Genomic DNA, 15722 nt, shown 5'->3' with positions numbered 1-15722 from the left:
CGAGCATTCCGCCACGCGTGTTCTTCGGGCTCCACCGCTGTGTGGCCTCAAGCGCCGACGGGGGGTCGACGGGCCGAAGCCCCCAGCAGGAACCGGAACTCGTCGCCTGACCGGAGGAGCGTCACCCAAGAGGGGCGGCGCCTGGACAGGCCCTTTCGCGTGCCGAAAGGGCGACCTCGTGATGCAGGCAAGGGCCACGCTGGGGCTGAGCCGTCCCGGGCCTGTGATATCTTCTTTCTGAATCGTATATACAAGTGAGGTGAGGCGCCGTGTCCCGTACTGTGATAGACCTCGACGACGAAGCGCTCGCCGAAGCCGCCCGTCACCTCGGCACGACCACCAAGAAGGACACGGTCAACGCCGCGCTTCGGGAGATCGTGGACCGGCGTCGGCGCGCGGCGGCTGTGGAGCGGATGCGGCAGATGGTCGCGGCGGGGGAGATCGACTTCTCGGTCATCGAGGAACCCGCGAAGACGCATGCTGCCGGGCCTGAAGCCGCAGCCGGCTCGGAGCACCACGCGGCGTGAGTGAGTCCTTTCTCGTCGACACCAGCGCACTGATCCGGTTCTATCGGGGGCAGACCGGCCCTGAGTGGGACCAGCTCGTCGGTTCCGGTCTGGTGGGCCTGTGTGAACCGGTGCGCCAGGAGTTCCTGCGAGCGGTCGGCGGGCGACCGGCGTACATCGAGGCGGACGGGCTGCTGCGGGAGACCTTTCCGTACTACCCGATGCGCGACTCCGCCTGGGAGGACTCGGCCGCGCTCCAGCAGGACCTCGCCGACCGTGGCTGGCATCAGTGCGCGAGCCCGGTCGATCTTCTGGTGTCCGTCACTGCACAACACCACAAGCTGACCGTGCTGCACGAAGACTCCGATTTCGAGACCATTGCCCGCGTCACCGGGCAGCCGGTACGCCGCATTGTCGACTGAGTCGTACGAGCAACCCGCACGACAAGACGGCGCCCCCACGGGATGCCTCGGCTGACTGGGACGCCACACGAGAGGGCAGGTGCCTGAACGGGCGCCGGCCCTCCCGCACCACGTGCACTCAGCCGAGCTGCAACAGGACCGCACCGCCGCCCGGCGCCGCCGCGTCCGCCGGGGGTAGGTCCGTTCCGTAGAGGCGGACGTCACCGAGACGGCCGTTCGCGTACTCCCCGTAGGTGCCCTGAGAGAGCCGACGCCCGAACTGAACTGCCCCGCCCGCGTCCCAGACGGTGCCGGTGTACGTCTTCACGGCAGACAGGTGACCGTTGACGTAGAGCAGAAGTTGCCCGGTGTCCGCGTCGTAGACCGCGACGAGGTGGGTCCACTTGCCGGCCACGGCCTTCGAGCCGTACGCGGCGGTGAAAGAGGAGCCGGTGCTGTCGTGTGACGGCCGAAGGCCCGGACCTGGGCGCCGGACGAGTAGTAGAGCTGGAATCCGTTGGCGGCGCCGACGATGGCGCATCCGAACTGCGAGACGAAGGTGGAGTTGCCCCCGGAAAGGGAGTTGAGCTTGACCCGTGCCGAGACGGTGAAGCTGCCGCTGGTGTCGACGCCGGGAGCGTTCGTCGACGCGTAGGCGGACGTGCCGTTGAGGTTCAGCGCTGTCCCGCGGCCAGTGTCGGTGGCCCAGGAGGCTCCGCCTGCCAGCGCGGCTGCCAGGCCCAACTTGCATCGGCATTCCGAGGTGGTCGATCTCATCCGGTTGGGTGCGCCTATCCCCCAAGCCAGGCCATGAAGCGCGTGCGCTCTTCGCCGCACCGGCCGCTGCCGAAGGTGTGGGAGCTGTTTGGGGTAAAGGTGGAGCCATACGGTCCGGAGGTAAGCGTGCAAGCTTCCCGTACGGGCTGCAGAGCGTAGGAGCCGAATGCGGCCAGTCCCACGACCAGCAGGGTAACCAGCAAGGTGCGGCGGGCTTTCGGGGAAGGCATGCTGGGATTCTATGGCGCGTCACACGCAGGGGGCGCACTGAGGTCTTGCCAACTTGCCAGACCGGCAGAGCAGTTGGACTGACAGACAGGTGAAGCGCCTGGTAGATGGGTTTTCGACCAAGAAATCTGTCTCCGCCAGAGGCTTCCTGTGCTTGTCTACCCGTCCGGTGTTGATTTGTCCAGTTCTCGCGCTTCCTGTCCACCAAGCTCCGTCAGCGCCGCCGGGAGCTCGGTACCCGCTGGCGGCGCCTGAGTGCCGGCCGACAGACCCTGCTCACGCTGGCCCATCTCCGCAACGGCCACCCGTATGCGCAGCTCGCGGCCGGGTTCGGTATCGGGACCACGACCGCGTACCGGTACATCACCGAGGCCGTCGAGGTCCTGGCCGCTCTCGCGCCGACTCTTGCGGAGGCGGTCCGGACAGCATCGCCCAAGGCGTTCGTGCTACTGGACGGGACCCTGCTGCCGATCGACCGGATTGCTGCGGACCGGCCCTACTACTCGGGGAGGCATAAGAGGCGTGGGGTGAACGTGCAGGTCCTGGCCGATCCCTTCGGCCGACTGTTATGGGCTTCACCTGCCTTGCCCGGTGCCGTCCACGACATCCGCGCAGCTCGCGAGCACGGCATCGTCGACGCTCTCGCCGAGGCCGGCATCACGTGCTGGGCCGACAAGGGCTACCGGGGTGCCGACGGCACGGTCCGTACCCCTTGCTGGGGGCGGTGGGAGACTCACCGCCACCTTGTGTGCGGAAGGCCGGCGCCCCGCCAGAGCGCCGGCCTCACCGCCCTCAGTTCACGTTGACCGCGCTCCAAGCCGCCGCCACCGCGTTGTACTCCGTGCTGCCCGCGCCGTAGAGGTCCTTCGCCGCGTTGAGGGTCGCCGTGCGGGCGCCCGCGTAGTTGGTGGAGGACGTCATGTAGACGGTCAGGGCGCGGTACCAGATCTTGCCGAGCTTGTCGCGGCCGATGCCGGTGACCGTCTTGCCGTTGGACGTGGGGGAGTCGTAGCTGACGCCGTTGATGGTCTTGGCGCCGCTGCCCTCCGCGAGGAGGTACGCGAAGTGGTTGGCGACGCCGGAGGAGTAGTGGACGTCGAGGTTCTTGACCGACGAGGACCAGTAGTCGGCCGAACTGCCGTCCTTGGACGGCTTGTCCATGAAGCGGAGGGCCGCCTTGCCGAAGCCTGGGCGGACGATGCGCTCGCCGATCAGGTAGTCGCCCTTGTCGGAGGAGTTGTTGGCGTACCACTCCACCATCGTGCCGAGGATGTCGGACGTGGCCTCGTTCAGGCCGCCGGACTCGCCCGAGTAGGTCAGGGCGGCCGTCTTGGAGGTGACGCCGTGCGTCATCTCGTGGCCGGCGACGTCCAGGGCGACCAGCGGGCCGAAGGTCGTGCCGTCACCGTCGCCGTACGTCATGCAGAAGCAACTGTCGTCCCAGAAGGCGTTGTTGTAGGCGTTGCCGTAGTGGACGCGGTTGTACGAGCCCTTGCCGTCGCCCGCGATGCCGTTGCGGCCGTGGACGTTCTTGTAGTAGTCCCAGGTCTCGTTGGTGCCGTACTGGGCGTCCACCGCAGCCGAGGAGCGGTCGCTCGCAGTCCCCGTGCCCCAGTGGTTGTCGGTGTCGGTGAAGACCGTGGAGGGGGCGCGGCTGATGCAGATGCCGAAGATGCACAGGTCGGTCTTGTTCGCGGCGTCGCCGGTGTAGGTGTTGCCGCGGGTGGGGTCGGTCAGCTGGTACGAGGACCCGGACTGCGTCGTCTCCAGCGGTACTGTCCCGCTGTACAGCGACTGCCCGTCGCCGGTCGCCGTCTCGATGCTGTCCCAGGCGTCGATCTGCGCGCCGGTGAGGGCGTTCGTCAGGACGGTGCGGGCGACCGGGTTGCCGAGGGAGTCCTTGGCGACGGCGTTGGTGCGCCAGGAGAGCTGCGGCTTGCCGTGCAGGGCGTCGACCACCAGCTCGGGCTTGGCCTTCAACTGCCTGAGGGCATCGCCCAGGTTGGCGGCGCGCAGGGCGTTCGCCGCGAGGTCGGCGGCTTTGGGGGCGGAGATCTTCGGGGTGATCGAGGTCAGGGATATCGCGCTTCTCGTGGCGCGGTCGGCGCTGCGGTACGTGCCGTTCGGGGCCAGGTGGACGACGAAGTCGCCACCCAGGACCGGGAGTTGGCGGTAGGTGCGGTCGTAGCGGACGTGCTGGGTGCCGTCCTTGTCGACGATCACGTCCCGGACGCTGGTGTCCTGGGTGGAGGTGAGACCCAGGCCGGTGGCGTGGGCCAGGAGTGCCGACGCCGCGTTCTCGATCGCGGTGGCCCTGGTCGGTCTGCCGTCGGCGTGCGCGGCGGGGGAGAGTGCTGCGGCCAGCAGCGTGGCGGTCGTGGCGGCGATGCCGGCCGTCGCGAGACGGGATCCTCGGTTGTGCCGTGTCCGACTCATCGGTCTCCTAGGGAAGGCGCCCTGAAGGCGTGGGGGTGGCGCGCTGATGTCCCTGAGATTTAAGGGCCCCGGACATGTCATGTCCATAGCGCCTACGAGGAGATGTGTGCGGACTCGGAGGGGATGCAGAATCGTTTCTGTGACCGTGCCGACCTTGCCCTTCTTCGTCTACGGAACCCTCCGCCCCGGCGAACCCAACCACCACGTCTTCCTGCGCGGCCGCACCCGCTCCGCGGAGCCGGCGCGGCTGCCGAGTGCGGTGTTGTACGCGGGACCCGGCTACCCGTACGCCGTGGAGGAGCCGGGCGCGACGGTGCAAGGTGAGCTGGTGACCGCGCTGCCGGAGGCGTACGCCGGGCTGCTCGCCGCGCTGGACCGGCTGGAGGAGTACGCGCCCGGGAATGGCCGGAACCTGTATGAGCGGGTCGAGCGGCGGGTCGTCCGCGAGGCCGACGGCACCTCGGTGCGCGCGTGGGTGTACGTCGCCGCGCCCCCCGTCGCGGCGCGGCTGCGCGAGCGGGGGACGCGGATCGAGGGCGGGGACTGGCTCGCCGGGCGCCAGGGGAGCAGCCCCGGCTGACGACCGTTCACCGCAGGGGTGACATCGCGCGGGCTCGGCCCAGATACTCCGGACATGCCCTTCGTCTTCTTCATGACCCTGCCCGGGCTGGTCATCGTGCTGACCCTGCTGGCCTTCGTCGACCAGCTGCTATTGCGCGCGGGGCGGGCCGGCGTGCTGCCGTGGCGGAACAGCGCACGTCAGGGCCAGATATCAGCGACCGGATTCGAACAGTTGCATGCGAGCCTTTCCCCGGGCAAGCAGAACGAGCTCAAGGAGCGGCAGTCGTCACTGGTCATACCGGACAACGAGGATGACGGTGCCCCGCCGAACAGGACGACGGTGGACCTGGCCGCAGGGACAGCGGTCGTACGGATGTCACGCTCCGGGCATGCCCGCCCTAGGACCGCACCGCCTCCACCCGTACCGCACACGCCTTGAACTCCGGCATTCGCGAGGTCGGGTCGAGCGCCGGGTTGGTGAGGGTGTTGGCGCGGCCCTCGCCCGGCCAGTGGAAGGGCATGAACACGGTGTCGGGACGGATACCGGTGGTGATGCGGGCCGGCGCCACCGCACGGCCCCGCCGCGACACCACGGCCACCGGGTCGCCCTCGGCCGCGCCGAGCCGCGCCGCCAGTCGCGGGTGCAGCTCCACGAACGGGCCGGGGGCGGCGGTGTTCAGCTCCGGCACGCGCCGGGTCTGGGCGCCCGACTGGTACTGGGACACCACCCGGCCGGTCGTCAGCAGCAACGGGTACTCCTCGTCCGGCTCCTCGGCCAGCCCCCGGTGCGTGACGGCGACGAACCGGGCGCGGCCGTCCTCGGTGGGGAACCGGTCGAGGAAGAGGCGCGGCGTGCCGGGGTGCACGGCGGCCTCCCCGGGGTCCGCTGGACCGTCGTCCACCGAGCCGACGCTCGTCGCCCCCTCCACCACCTCCGGGCACGGCCAGAACACCCCGTTCTCCTCCGCCAGCCGGCGGTAGGTGATCCCCGAGTAGTCCGCGAGCCCGCCCGCGCTCGCCCGGCGCAGCTCCCCGAAGACCTCTTCCGGGTCGGTCGGGAAACCCTTCTCCACGCCCAGCCGGGCGGCGAGCCCGTGCAGCACCTCCAGGTCGCTGCGGACCCCGTCGGGCGGGGTGACCGCCTGCCGCCGCAGCAGCACCCGGCCCTCCAGATTCGTGGTCGTACCGGTCTCCTCGGCCCACTGGGTGACCGGCAGCACGACGTCCGCGAGCGCGGCGGTCTCCGACAGGACGACGTCCGCGACCGCGAGGAAGTCCAGCGACCGCAGCCGCTCCTCCACGTGCCCGGCGTGCGGCGCGGACACCACCGGGTTGGAACCCATCAGCAGCAGCGCCCTGATGTCCGTCCCCAGCGCGTCCAGCAGCTCGTACGCGCTGCGGCCCGGGCCCGGCAGACTGTCGGCGTCCACGCCCCACACCTCGGCCACGTGCCGCCGGGCGGCGGGGTCGGTCAGCTTGCGGTAGCCCGGCAACTGGTCGGCCTTCTGGCCGTGTTCGCGCCCGCCCTGCCCGTTGCCCTGCCCGGTCAGACAGCCGTACCCGGACAGCGGGCGGCCCACGCGGCCGGTCGCCAGGCACAGGTTGATCCACGCGCCCACCGTGTCGGTGCCCTTGGACTGCTGCTCGGGCCCGCGCGCGGTCAGTACCATCGCGGCTTCGGGCTCACAGAACAGCCGTACCGCCTCGCGGAGTTGGGGAACGGACACCCCCGTGATCCGTTCCACGTGCTCCGGCCAGTGCGCCATCGCGGACGCGCGGGCCTCCTCCCAGCCGGCCGTGCGCTCCCGGATGTACTCCTCGTCCGTGCGGCCCTCGGCCACCACCAGGTGCAGCAGGCCGAGCGCCAGCGCGAGATCGGTGCCGGGGCGGGGCGCGAGGTGCAGGTCGGCCTGCTCGGCGGTCCTGGTGCGGCGCGGGTCGACGACGATCAGCGTGCCGCCGTTGTCGCGCAGTTCGCTGAAGAAGCGCAGCGACGGCGGCATGGTCTCCGCGAGGTTGGAGCCGACCAGGATCACGCAGCCCGTCCTCGGGATGTCCTCGAGGGGGAACGGCAGCCCGCGGTCCAGGCCGAACGCCTTGGTCCCGGCCGCGGCGGCCGACGACATGCAGAAGCGGCCGTTGTAGTCGATCTGCGAGGTGCCCAGCACGACCCGCGCGAACTTGCCGAGCGCGTACGCCTTCTCGTTCGTGAGGCCGCCGCCGCCGAACACCCCGCACGCGTCGGGACCGTACGCGGTACGCGCCGCGGACAGGCCCGCGCTGACCCGGTCCAGCGCCTCCTCCCAGGAGGCCGGCACCAGTTCACCGCCGGACCGCACCAACGGCGAGGTCAACCGCACCGCGGAGGACAGCAGTACCGGCGCCGTCCGTCCCTTGCCGCACAACGCACCCCGGTTGACCGGGAAGTCCGGGCGTTCAAGCACCTCGACGCCCCCTCCCGGCGTGGGCGACACGTTCATCCCGCACTGCAGGGCGCAGTACGGGCAGTGGGTGGGCGTCGAGGTGGTCTCCATACCGCCCAGCGTGCTGCGCACGTGTTACGTGCCGTGACGGCTCCCTGTTACACGGCCGGGACGGTGACCTCCCCGCCGCGGCCGGACCGCGGTGAGGCCCTCACCGCCCGGCGGCCAGCGCCCGATCCACCCCCTGCTCCTTCGGCCCCAGGAACCGTGGATCCGGCTTGAACACCGCGTCCAGGGCCGCCTTGCCCGCGGCGAACACCTCGCGGGTGCCGCCGTAGTACCAGGTGGCGTCGTGCTTGGCGTCGACGCCGACGCCGTAGGAGTCGATGCCGGCCGCCTCGCAGAGGGCGACGGCGCGGCGGATGTGGAAGCCCTGGCTGATCAGGACGGCCCGGTCGACGCCGAAGATCTTCCTGGCGCGCACGCAGGAGTCCCAGGTGTCGAAGCCGGCGTAGTCGCTGACCACACGGGAGCGGGGTACGCCCCGCTTCGTGAGGTAGGCGCGCATGGCGTCCGGTTCGTCGTACTCCTTCCGGCTGTTGTCGCCGGTGACGAGCACGACCTTCACCCGACCCGCGCGGTACAGCCGCACCGCCGCGTCCAGCCGGTGCGCGAGGTACGGCGACGGCTCGCCGTCCCACAGCCCCGCCCCGAACACGACGGCGACATCGGTGCGCGGCACGTCCGCCGTGGTGCGCAACCGGTCGGCCGTCGACACGAACAGCCAGGTCGCCGGAAGCAGCGCCAGCACCCATCCGGCCACCACGGCCTGCACCAGCCGCCGCCACCCGGCACGGGTGCGCGGCAGGCGCGGTCGACGCAGTCTCACGGGGTCCCCCTTCTCCGTTCCCGTCGAGGAGGACGCGGCGCGGTGTGATCCGGTTCGCTCACACCGCGCGGACCCGCAAGGTGAAGCGCCGGAAAATACCCGTGACGGCCGTGCAACGAGGGCGCAACGTCCTGCCGTCAGGATCCTTCCATGACGGCCTCGAACCCTCCCCGCGACGAGTTCCGTGTCGGCAGCACGGCGGACATCATGGCGGGCATCAGCAGCCGCCTCGCCGGCCGGCTCGGCCTGGTCACCCTGGACGGCAGGCGTCGCCCCGGCCCGCCCGCCCTCGTCCTCGTGGGGCACGGCAGCCGTGACCCGCGCGCGCTGGAGACCGTCCGCGCCCTGATGGAACGGGTACGGGAGCTGCGTCCCGGACTGTCCGTGCGCCTCGGCCACATCGAGCTGAACGAGCCCCTGCTCACCGACACCCTCGCCGCGCTCGGCGACACGCCGGCCGTGCTCGTGCCGCTGCTGCTCAGCCGCGGCTACCACGTCAAGCAGGACATCCCGGAGATGGCCGCCGCGGCCACCGCCCGTACGCGCGTGGCCGCACCGCTCGGCCCGCACCCGCTCCTCGCGCGGACCTTGTACGACCGTCTGGTGGAGGCCGGCTGGCCCACGGACATCGACGAGGCCACCCGTCGGACCAGCGGCGTCGTCCTCGCCGCCGCCGGTTCCCGCGACCCGGACTCCGCGGCCGACACCCGCCGCACGGCCCGGATGCTCGCCGAGCGCCTCGGCGTCCCGGTGGTCCCCGCGTACGCCTCCGCCGCGACGCCGACCGTCGAGACGGCCGTACGGGCCCTCGCCGCCCGGGGCCGCCACCGCGTCGCGGTCGCCTCCTGCTTCACGGCCCCCGGCCGCTTCGCCACCCAGTGCGCCGACGCCGCCCCCTGGATGGCCTCGGCCCCGTTGGGCGCCCACGAAGCGATGGCCCACCTGGTCCTGCACCGCTACACCGAAGCGCTGGCAACCCCGGTGACGACAGCCGCCTAGGTGTGCTGTCCGGACAGGTTGGTGACGCGGTCTAGGAGGTGCCGTCGCCGGCAGCCGCGCCGCGGTGCGGCTCGAGACGATCGACTGCTTGCTCGCTCCATGCCCGGATGACCGATGTCTGCTCGGGGGTCAGTGAGTCGAGGAAGTGGCGGCGGATGTTGCCGCCGTGCACGAGGATGGCGCTCTGGGCGGCGCGGCGCCCCTCGGCGGTCAGCCCGATCCCAGCGCGGCGGCCATCGGCCCCGTACTGAGTGCGTTTGACGAAGCCGCGTTTCTCCATGCGCGTCAGCTGGTGTGAGACCCGGCTCTTGTCCCAGTCGAGCGACTCGGAGAGCTCGCCGACACGCATCTCGCGGCCCCCGGCCTGCCACAGCGTCACCAGCACGCTGAACTCGGCCTTCGAGATGTCGCAGTCACGCTGCAGACCACGCTCCAGCTCCCTGGTGAGCAGACGCTGCGCGCGCATCCAGGTGTCCCAGAACTCCCACTCCTCGGGTTCCAGCGATCGAGTCTCCGTCATGTCGCCGAGGATACCGCGACCAGCAGAGTTGTCACATCAACTGCTATCGGCCTAGAGTTGACGCATCAACTCTCCCGGAAGGAAGACCATGGTGCTTCGCATCGCTCTCATCCTCGGCAGCACCCGCCCCGGACGCCGCGGCGACCAGATCGCCGCCTGGGCGCTGGAGGCCGCCCGCGCCCACGGCGGCGCCGACTTCGAACTCATCGACCTCGCCGACCACGACCTCGGCAACCTCGACGAGCCCGGCAACCCGAACTTCCAGCAGTACCAGCACGAGCACACCCGCGCCTGGGGCGCACTCATCGACAGCTTCGACGGCTACGTGTTCCTCGTCCCCGAGTACAACCGCTCCTACCCCGGAGCCCTGAAGAACGCCCTGGACTACGTCTACCGGGAGTGGAACGACAAGGCCGCCGGGATCATCAGCTACGGCGGCTGGGTCGCCGGGGCCCGGGCCGCCGAGGCGCTGCGGCTCGTACTCGCCGAACTCCAGGTGGCCACAGTCCGCGCCCAGCCCACCATTTCGATACGCCCCTCGTTCCACACCGGCACCTTCGTCCCCCAGGAGGGCCTCGACACTGCCGTGGCGGACATGCTCGATCAGGTGATCACCTGGTCCGGCGCGCTGCGCGGGGTGCGCGAGGCCAAGGCGCGTACCGCCATGGCTGCGTGAAACTCGCCTGCGACGGCCGGGGCTTGCCCCTGGCTGTCGTCCTCACCGATCGCCGGCGCCGCGGCAGAGGCGGTGGCAGATCACCGACCTTCAGGAACGATCGCCGGAGACGGCCCAGGGGCGCGGGGCTGTGCCCGATGTACGGCTCCGCCGCGTGGGCCCGACAAGCCACAAGGCAACCGCATCCGCCATCCAACGAAACTCGGCAGACAAGTAGGCGCCCCGCAACTCCGGATTGTCACTGCCGCCCCGTACTGTCGAACCATGGAAGGCACCGCAGGCAAAGGCACCGCAGGCAAAGGCACCGCAGGCAAAGGCACAGTACCCGGCTACGACCCGACGTCAGTCGACCGCTGGGCCCCCGAGCCCGACAAACGCCCCGGCCGCACCGCCTTCCAGCGAGACCGCGCCCGCATCCTGCACAGCGCGGCGCTCCGCCGCCTCGCCGGCAAGACCCAGGTGGTCACCCCGGGCGAGCCCAACCAGGCCGCCTGGGACGCCAGTCCCCGGACCCGGCTCACCCACTCCCTGGAGTGCGCCCAGGTCGGCCGGGAACTCGGCGCCGCCCTCGGCTGCGACCCCGACCTCGTCGAAGCCGCCTGTCTCTCCCACGACCTCGGCCACCCGCCCTTCGGCCACAACGGCGAACAGGCCCTCAACGAGTTCGCCGAGGACTGCGGCGGCTTCGAGGGCAACGCCCAGTCCCTCAGGCTCCTCACCCGCATCGAGCCCAAGCGCTTCACCGCGCAGGGCTCGGTCGGCCTGAACCTGACCCGCGCCGCTCTGGACGCCGCCACCAAGTACCCCTGGCCGCGCGGCGCCCACCCCACCGACCCGGCGTCCGGCAAGTTCGGGGTGTACGAGGACGACCGGCCCGTCTTCGACTGGGCACGCAAGGACGCCCCCGGAACACGCACCTGCTTCGAGGCCCAGGTCATGGACTGGGCGGACGACGTGGCGTACTCGGTGCACGACGTCGAGGACGGACTGCACGCCGGCCACATCGACCCGGCCTGTCTGCACGCCGGACCGGAACGGCAGGCGGTCTTCGCGGTCGCCATCGGCCGGTACGTTCCCCTCGGCACCGACCCCGCCGAACTCGACGAGGCCCTCGACCGGCTCCTGGACCAGGAGTGGTGGCCGCACGGATACGACGGCACGGCGGTCGCCCAGGCCCGGCTGAAGGACGCCACCAGCCAGCTCATCGGCCGGTTCTGCCTGGCCGCCGAGACCGCCACCCGGGAGGCGTACGGCGGCGGCCGCCTCACCCGGTACGACGCCGAACTCGTCGTACCGCGCGCCACCCGCATGGAGTGCGCGGTCCTCAAGGCGGTCGCCGACCAGTACGTGATGCGGCGCGCCGAACAGGAGCGGCTCCGCGCCGACCAGCGGATCGTCGTCGCCGAGCTCGCCGAGGCGCTCACCGCCCGCGCCCCCGACGGCCTGGACCCGCAGTTCCGCTCACTGTTCGACGCGGCAGGCGACGACCATGCCCGCAAGCGGGTGATCGTCGACCAGATCGCTTCGCTCACCGACGCCTCCGCCCGCTCGTTGCACGCGAGACTGAAGGGGCAGGGGTGAAGAAAATGTGACCCTCCGTGGCCTGATCGGGTCACTCCCCCTTCCCGCATCACGCACAGTGCGGGACGCTCCCATGTGGCGGCACCTTTACGAGGAGGCATCAAGTGGTCGACGCGGACCAGACGTTCGTCATCGTCGGAGGAGGACTGGCCGGCGCCAAGGCGGCCGAAACGCTCCGGGCGGAGGGCTTCACCGGCCGGGTGATACTGATCTGCGACGAACGCGACCACCCGTACGAACGCCCGCCGCTGTCCAAGGGCTACCTGCTCGGCAGAGAGGAACGCGACAGCGTCTTCGTGCAGGAACCCGCCTGGTACGCGCAGAACGACATCGAGCTGCACCTCGGCCAGACCGTCGACCGGATCGACCGGGTCGCGAAGACGGTCCGCTTCGGTGACGACGGCACCCTCGTGCACTACGACAAGCTGCTTCTCGCCACCGGCGCGGAGCCCCGCCGCCTCGACATCCCCGGCACCGACCTCGCGGGCGTCCACCATCTGCGCCGTCTCGCCCACGCCGAACGGCTCAAGGGCGTGCTGACCGCGCTCGGCCGGGACAACGGGCACATCGTGATCGCGGGCGCAGGCTGGATCGGCCTGGAGGTGGCGGCGGCCGCCCGTCAGTACGGCGCCGAGGTCACCGTCATCGAGCACAACCCGACCCCGCTGCACAACGTCCTCGGCCCCGAGCTCGGCAACGTCTTCGCCGAGCTGCACCGCGAGCACGGGGTCCGCTTCCACTTCGGGGCCCGGCTCACCGAGATCGTCGGCCAGGACGGCATGGTGCTGGCCGCCCGTACCGACGACGGCGAGGAGCACCCGGCGCACGACGTCCTCGCGGCCATCGGCGCGGCTCCGCGCACGGGCCTGGCGGAGGCGGCGGGCCTGGAGCTGGTCGACCGGGCGCACGGCGGCGGTGTCGTGGTGGACGCACGGCTGCGCACCTCCGACCCCGACATCTTCGCGGCCGGTGACGTCGCGGCCTTCCCGCTGGCCCTCTTCGACACCAGACTCCGGGTGGAGCACTGGGCCAACGCCCTGAACGGCGGCCCGGCCGCGGCCCGGTCGATGCTCGGCCAGGACGTCACCTACGAGCGCGTGCCCTACTTCTTCACCGACCAGTACGACCTGGGCATGGAGTACAGCGGATGGGCCCCGCCGGGGACGTACGACCAGGTGGTCATCCGGGGCGACGCCGGCAAGCGGGAGTTCATCGCGTTCTGGGTGAAGCAGGGCCGGGTGCTCGCCGGGATGAACGTGAACGTGTGGGATGTCACAGAGCCGATCCAGAACCTGATCCGCTCCGCGGCGCCGGTGGACACAGAGGCGCTGGCCGACCCGCACGTACCACTCGACAGCCTCGTCCACTGACTCCTCCTGGAGCCAGAACCGTCACCGCGCCCCCGTAGAATTCACGCGTGGCAGGACGGATCAACGACGAGGACGTGAAAGCGGTACGGGACGCCGTCCCGATCGACTCCGTCGTGTCCGAGTACCTCCAGCTTCGGGGCGCGGGGGGCGGAAACCTCAAGGGCCTGTGCCCGTTCCACGACGAGAAGTCGCCGTCCTTCCAGGTCAGCCCCAGCAAGGGACTCTTCCACTGCTTCGGCTGCCAGGAGGGCGGCGACACCATCACGTTCGTGATGAAGGTCGACCACCTGTCCTTCTCGGAGGCGGTGGAGCGGCTCGCCGCCCAGGCCGGCATCACCCTGCGCTACGAGGAGGGCGGGTACAACCCGTCCCACCAGCGCGGCGAGCGGATCCGCCTGGTCGAGGCCCACAAGATCGCCGCCCAGTGGTACGCGGAGCAGCTCGCCACCAGCCCCGAGGCCGAGACCGGCCGCGTCTTCCTGGCCGAGCGCGGCTTCGACCAGGCCGCCGCCGTCCACTTCGGCGTCGGCTACAGCCCCCAGGGCTGGGACCACCTCACCCGCTATCTGCGCGGCAAGGGCTTCACCGACAAGGAGCTGCTCCTCTCCGGCCTCTCCCAGGAGGGCCGCCGCGGCCCCATCGACCGCTTCCGGGGCCGCCTGATGTGGCCCATCCGGGACATCGGCGGCGAAGTGGTCGGCTTCGGCGCCCGCAAGCTGTACGAGGCGGACAACGGGCCCAAGTACCTGAACACGCCCGACACGGCGATCTACAAGAAGTCACAGGTGCTGTACGGCATCGACCTGGCGAAGAAGGAGATCGCCAAGACCTCCCGAGCCGTGGTCGTCGAGGGCTACACCGACGTCATGGCCTGCCATCTGGCCGGGGTCACGACGGCGATCGCCACGTGCGGCACGGCCTTCGGCGGCGACCACATCAAGATCCTGCGGCGCCTGCTGATGGACAACGGCTCCGCCCGGGTGATCTTCACCTTCGACGGTGACGCGGCCGGGCAGAAGGCGGCCCTGCGCGCCTTCGAGGACGACCAGAAGTTCGCCGCCGAGACGTACATCGCGATCGCGCCGGACGGCATGGACCCCTGCGACCTGCGCCTGGCCAAGGGCGACGAGGCGGTCGCGGACCTGGTCGAACCGCGCACCCCGCTCTTCGAGTTCGCGCTGCGCCAGATCGTGAGCCGCTACGACCTGAACACCCCGGCGGGGCGGGCCGCCGCCCTGGACGAGGCCGCCCCGATCGTCGCCCGCATCAAGAACAGCGGCGCCCAGCACGAGGTCGCCGTGGAGCTCGCCGGGATGCTGGGCATCCTCGACACCCAGTTCGTGGTCAAGCGGGTGGCCCAGCTGGCCCGTTGGGCCCGCGACCGGGGCGGCAGGGGCCCGGCACCGGCGCGCGGCCCCCAGCAGCAGTACCAGGCGGCGGCTCCCCGCCCCACGACCTCGGGCCCCGCACTGAACCTCCGCAACCCGGTGTACGCCACGGAGCGCGAGCTGCTGAAACTCGCCCTCCAGCGCCCGGAGCTGGTCTCCCCGGCCTTCGACGCGTACGGGATCGACGAGTTCACCGCCGCGCCCTACGCGGCCGTACGCCAGGCGATCATGGAGGCGGGCGGCGCCGAGTACGGCACGCAGGATCCCCAGGAGTACCTGGTCCGCGTCCGGGAGGCGGCCCCGGACGACACGGTCCGCGCGATGGTCACCGAGCTGGCCGTGGAAGCGATCATGCGTCGCACGGTCGACGAGGCCTACGCCGGCGAGCAGCTGGTCTGGGTCCGCCGCCGCGCCGTGGACCGCCGCATCCAGGACATCCAGAGCACCCTGGCCCGCCTGAGCACAGGCGGCGACCCGGCCCACCTCGCTGCCGTGCAGAACGAGTTGTGGGTATTGCAGCAGTACGGGCAGGCGCTGCGCGTGCAGGGGGCGGCGGCGCTGTAAGGCCGGCTCCGGGTCACTGCTCGGGCTGCGTGATCCCGAAGTGCTCCAGCAACCGCCGCCGGCCCGCGACGAGGGCGCGAAGCAGTTCGCTGTGCCGGAGCCGGGTCTCGCGCATCACCCGCATGAAATCCATGTCATGGCGCCGGTGGTCCCGTAGCGCCGCCCCGTCGATCTCCGCGGTCTCGGCGAGGTGCCGGGTGACCGCCTGCTGCTTGTCCACCTGGTCGACCAACGCCTCCAGTGCGTCCACCCGCTGTCGCAGCTCTTTGGGCTCGCCCATGCCGCCCCTCCCGGCTCACCGCGCCCGTGCACTCACCGGGGAAACGACCTGGATAACCGGCCGGTCACGACGTGAACGCAAAAAGTCACCGCAAGCCCCTCGTGGCGGCGATGTGTCTTCCCC

The 15722-nt window shown here is 70.9% G+C and carries 15 protein-coding genes and 1 pseudogene; 10 read left to right on the top strand and 6 right to left on the bottom strand.

The window, feature by feature from the left end; genetic code table 11:
• Window positions 1-269: 269 nt before the first annotated feature.
• Together ACFYZQ_RS03785 and ACFYZQ_RS03780 are read left to right on the top strand one after the other, a co-directional pair.
• A complete protein-coding gene (locus ACFYZQ_RS03785) occupies window positions 270-527 on the top strand; it encodes a type II toxin-antitoxin system VapB family antitoxin (protein ID WP_389141218.1) in 258 nt (85 codons plus the stop codon).
• Window positions 524-928, top strand: a complete 405-nt coding sequence (locus ACFYZQ_RS03780; RefSeq protein ID WP_389141216.1) for a PIN domain nuclease — start codon at window positions 524-526, stop codon at window positions 926-928. The genes ACFYZQ_RS03785 and ACFYZQ_RS03780 overlap by 4 nt, the downstream gene beginning before the upstream one ends.
• Window positions 929-1046: 118 nt before the next feature.
• Here ACFYZQ_RS03780 and ACFYZQ_RS03775 read toward each other — a convergent pair whose 3' ends face one another.
• Window positions 1047-1448 (bottom strand): LamG-like jellyroll fold domain-containing protein, encoded by a 402-nt coding sequence (locus tag ACFYZQ_RS03775; protein WP_389141214.1) that lies wholly within the window; start codon window positions 1446-1448, stop codon window positions 1047-1049.
• 614 nt (window positions 1449-2062) lie between these two features.
• Between ACFYZQ_RS03775 and ACFYZQ_RS03770 the strand changes: the two are divergent.
• A pseudogene (locus tag ACFYZQ_RS03770) lies at window positions 2063-2688 on the top strand (transposase family protein); the annotation flags it as partial.
• A 16-nt stretch (window positions 2689-2704) separates the two neighbouring features.
• Here the strand turns inward: ACFYZQ_RS03770 and ACFYZQ_RS03765 are convergent.
• On the bottom strand, window positions 2705-4348 hold the full coding sequence (locus tag ACFYZQ_RS03765) for a M4 family metallopeptidase (protein WP_389141212.1): 1644 nt from the start codon (window positions 4346-4348) through the stop codon (window positions 2705-2707).
• A 139-nt stretch (window positions 4349-4487) separates the two neighbouring features.
• Here ACFYZQ_RS03765 and ACFYZQ_RS03760 point away from each other — a divergent pair, with 139 nt between their 5' ends.
• On the top strand, window positions 4488-4928 hold the full coding sequence (locus tag ACFYZQ_RS03760) for a gamma-glutamylcyclotransferase family protein (RefSeq protein ID WP_389141210.1): 441 nt from the start codon (window positions 4488-4490) through the stop codon (window positions 4926-4928).
• Window positions 4929-4982: 54 nt separating this feature from the next.
• The gene (locus tag ACFYZQ_RS03755) at window positions 4983-5348 is read left to right on the top strand and encodes a DUF6191 domain-containing protein (protein ID WP_389141208.1); all 366 of its coding nucleotides are present in this window, start codon (window positions 4983-4985) and stop codon (window positions 5346-5348) included.
• Here the strand turns inward: ACFYZQ_RS03755 and ACFYZQ_RS03750 are convergent.
• The gene (locus tag ACFYZQ_RS03750; protein WP_389141206.1) at window positions 5308-7443 is read right to left on the bottom strand and encodes a molybdopterin oxidoreductase family protein; all 2136 of its coding nucleotides are present in this window, start codon (window positions 7441-7443) and stop codon (window positions 5308-5310) included. The two genes, ACFYZQ_RS03755 and ACFYZQ_RS03750, sit on opposite strands and share 41 nt — an antisense overlap.
• A gap of 100 nt (window positions 7444-7543) precedes the next feature.
• Window positions 7544-8221, bottom strand: a complete 678-nt coding sequence (locus ACFYZQ_RS03745; RefSeq protein ID WP_389141204.1) for a vancomycin high temperature exclusion protein — start codon at window positions 8219-8221, stop codon at window positions 7544-7546.
• A 150-nt stretch (window positions 8222-8371) separates the two neighbouring features.
• On the opposite strand from ACFYZQ_RS03745, the gene ACFYZQ_RS03740 reads away from it, so the two are divergent.
• Complete coding sequence (locus ACFYZQ_RS03740) at window positions 8372-9220, top strand: sirohydrochlorin chelatase (RefSeq protein ID WP_389141202.1); 849 nt, start codon at window positions 8372-8374, stop codon at window positions 9218-9220.
• A 31-nt stretch (window positions 9221-9251) separates the two neighbouring features.
• Here ACFYZQ_RS03740 and ACFYZQ_RS03735 read toward each other — a convergent pair whose 3' ends face one another.
• Window positions 9252-9740 (bottom strand): MarR family winged helix-turn-helix transcriptional regulator, encoded by a 489-nt coding sequence (locus ACFYZQ_RS03735; protein WP_389141200.1) that lies wholly within the window; start codon window positions 9738-9740, stop codon window positions 9252-9254.
• An 88-nt stretch (window positions 9741-9828) separates the two neighbouring features.
• Here ACFYZQ_RS03735 and ACFYZQ_RS03730 point away from each other — a divergent pair, with 88 nt between their 5' ends.
• The 4 genes from ACFYZQ_RS03730 (at window position 9829) to dnaG (ending at window position 15319) form a co-directional block, all read left to right on the top strand.
• Window positions 9829-10416: an NADPH-dependent FMN reductase gene (locus tag ACFYZQ_RS03730; protein ID WP_389141198.1), complete on the top strand. Its 588-nt coding sequence runs from the start codon at window positions 9829-9831 to the stop codon at window positions 10414-10416.
• A 264-nt stretch (window positions 10417-10680) separates the two neighbouring features.
• On the top strand, window positions 10681-11997 hold the full coding sequence (locus tag ACFYZQ_RS03725; protein ID WP_389141196.1) for a deoxyguanosinetriphosphate triphosphohydrolase: 1317 nt from the start codon (window positions 10681-10683) through the stop codon (window positions 11995-11997).
• Window positions 11998-12101: 104 nt separating this feature from the next.
• The gene (locus ACFYZQ_RS03720; RefSeq protein WP_389141194.1) at window positions 12102-13367 is read left to right on the top strand and encodes an NAD(P)/FAD-dependent oxidoreductase; all 1266 of its coding nucleotides are present in this window, start codon (window positions 12102-12104) and stop codon (window positions 13365-13367) included.
• A gap of 47 nt (window positions 13368-13414) precedes the next feature.
• Window positions 13415-15319, top strand: coding sequence for a DNA primase (dnaG, locus tag ACFYZQ_RS03715; RefSeq protein ID WP_389141192.1), 1905 nt, complete (start codon window positions 13415-13417; stop codon window positions 15317-15319).
• A 13-nt stretch (window positions 15320-15332) separates the two neighbouring features.
• Here dnaG and ACFYZQ_RS03710 read toward each other — a convergent pair whose 3' ends face one another.
• Window positions 15333-15599: a hypothetical protein gene (locus ACFYZQ_RS03710; protein ID WP_389141190.1), complete on the bottom strand. Its 267-nt coding sequence runs from the start codon at window positions 15597-15599 to the stop codon at window positions 15333-15335.
• Window positions 15600-15722 lie beyond the last annotated feature (123 nt).

It is taken from the genome of Streptomyces sp. NPDC001843, from assembly GCF_042891955.1.
In the GTDB taxonomy this organism is placed as follows: domain Bacteria; phylum Actinomycetota; class Actinomycetes; order Streptomycetales; family Streptomycetaceae; genus Streptomyces.
This window is presented reverse-complemented; position numbering and strand designations above follow the sequence as displayed.

Coding starts and splice junctions, on each gene's coding strand:
- ACFYZQ_RS03755 (WP_389141208.1), top strand. CDS start 4,983: ATGCCCTTCGTCTTCTTCATGACCCTGCCCGGGCTGGTCATCGTGCTG.
- ACFYZQ_RS03750 (WP_389141206.1), bottom strand. CDS start 7,443: ATGGAGACCACCTCGACGCCCACCCACTGCCCGTACTGCGCCCTGCAG.
- ACFYZQ_RS03710 (WP_389141190.1), bottom strand. CDS start 15,599: ATGGGCGAGCCCAAAGAGCTGCGACAGCGGGTGGACGCACTGGAGGCG.
- ACFYZQ_RS03765 (WP_389141212.1), bottom strand. CDS start 4,348: ATGAGTCGGACACGGCACAACCGAGGATCCCGTCTCGCGACGGCCGGC.
- ACFYZQ_RS03725 (WP_389141196.1), top strand. CDS start 10,681: ATGGAAGGCACCGCAGGCAAAGGCACCGCAGGCAAAGGCACCGCAGGC.
- ACFYZQ_RS03740 (WP_389141202.1), top strand. CDS start 8,372: ATGACGGCCTCGAACCCTCCCCGCGACGAGTTCCGTGTCGGCAGCACG.
- ACFYZQ_RS03735 (WP_389141200.1), bottom strand. CDS start 9,740: ATGACGGAGACTCGATCGCTGGAACCCGAGGAGTGGGAGTTCTGGGAC.
- ACFYZQ_RS03730 (WP_389141198.1), top strand. CDS start 9,829: ATGGTGCTTCGCATCGCTCTCATCCTCGGCAGCACCCGCCCCGGACGC.
- ACFYZQ_RS03775 (WP_389141214.1), bottom strand. CDS start 1,448: ATGCGCCATCGTCGGCGCCGCCAACGGATTCCAGCTCTACTACTCGTC.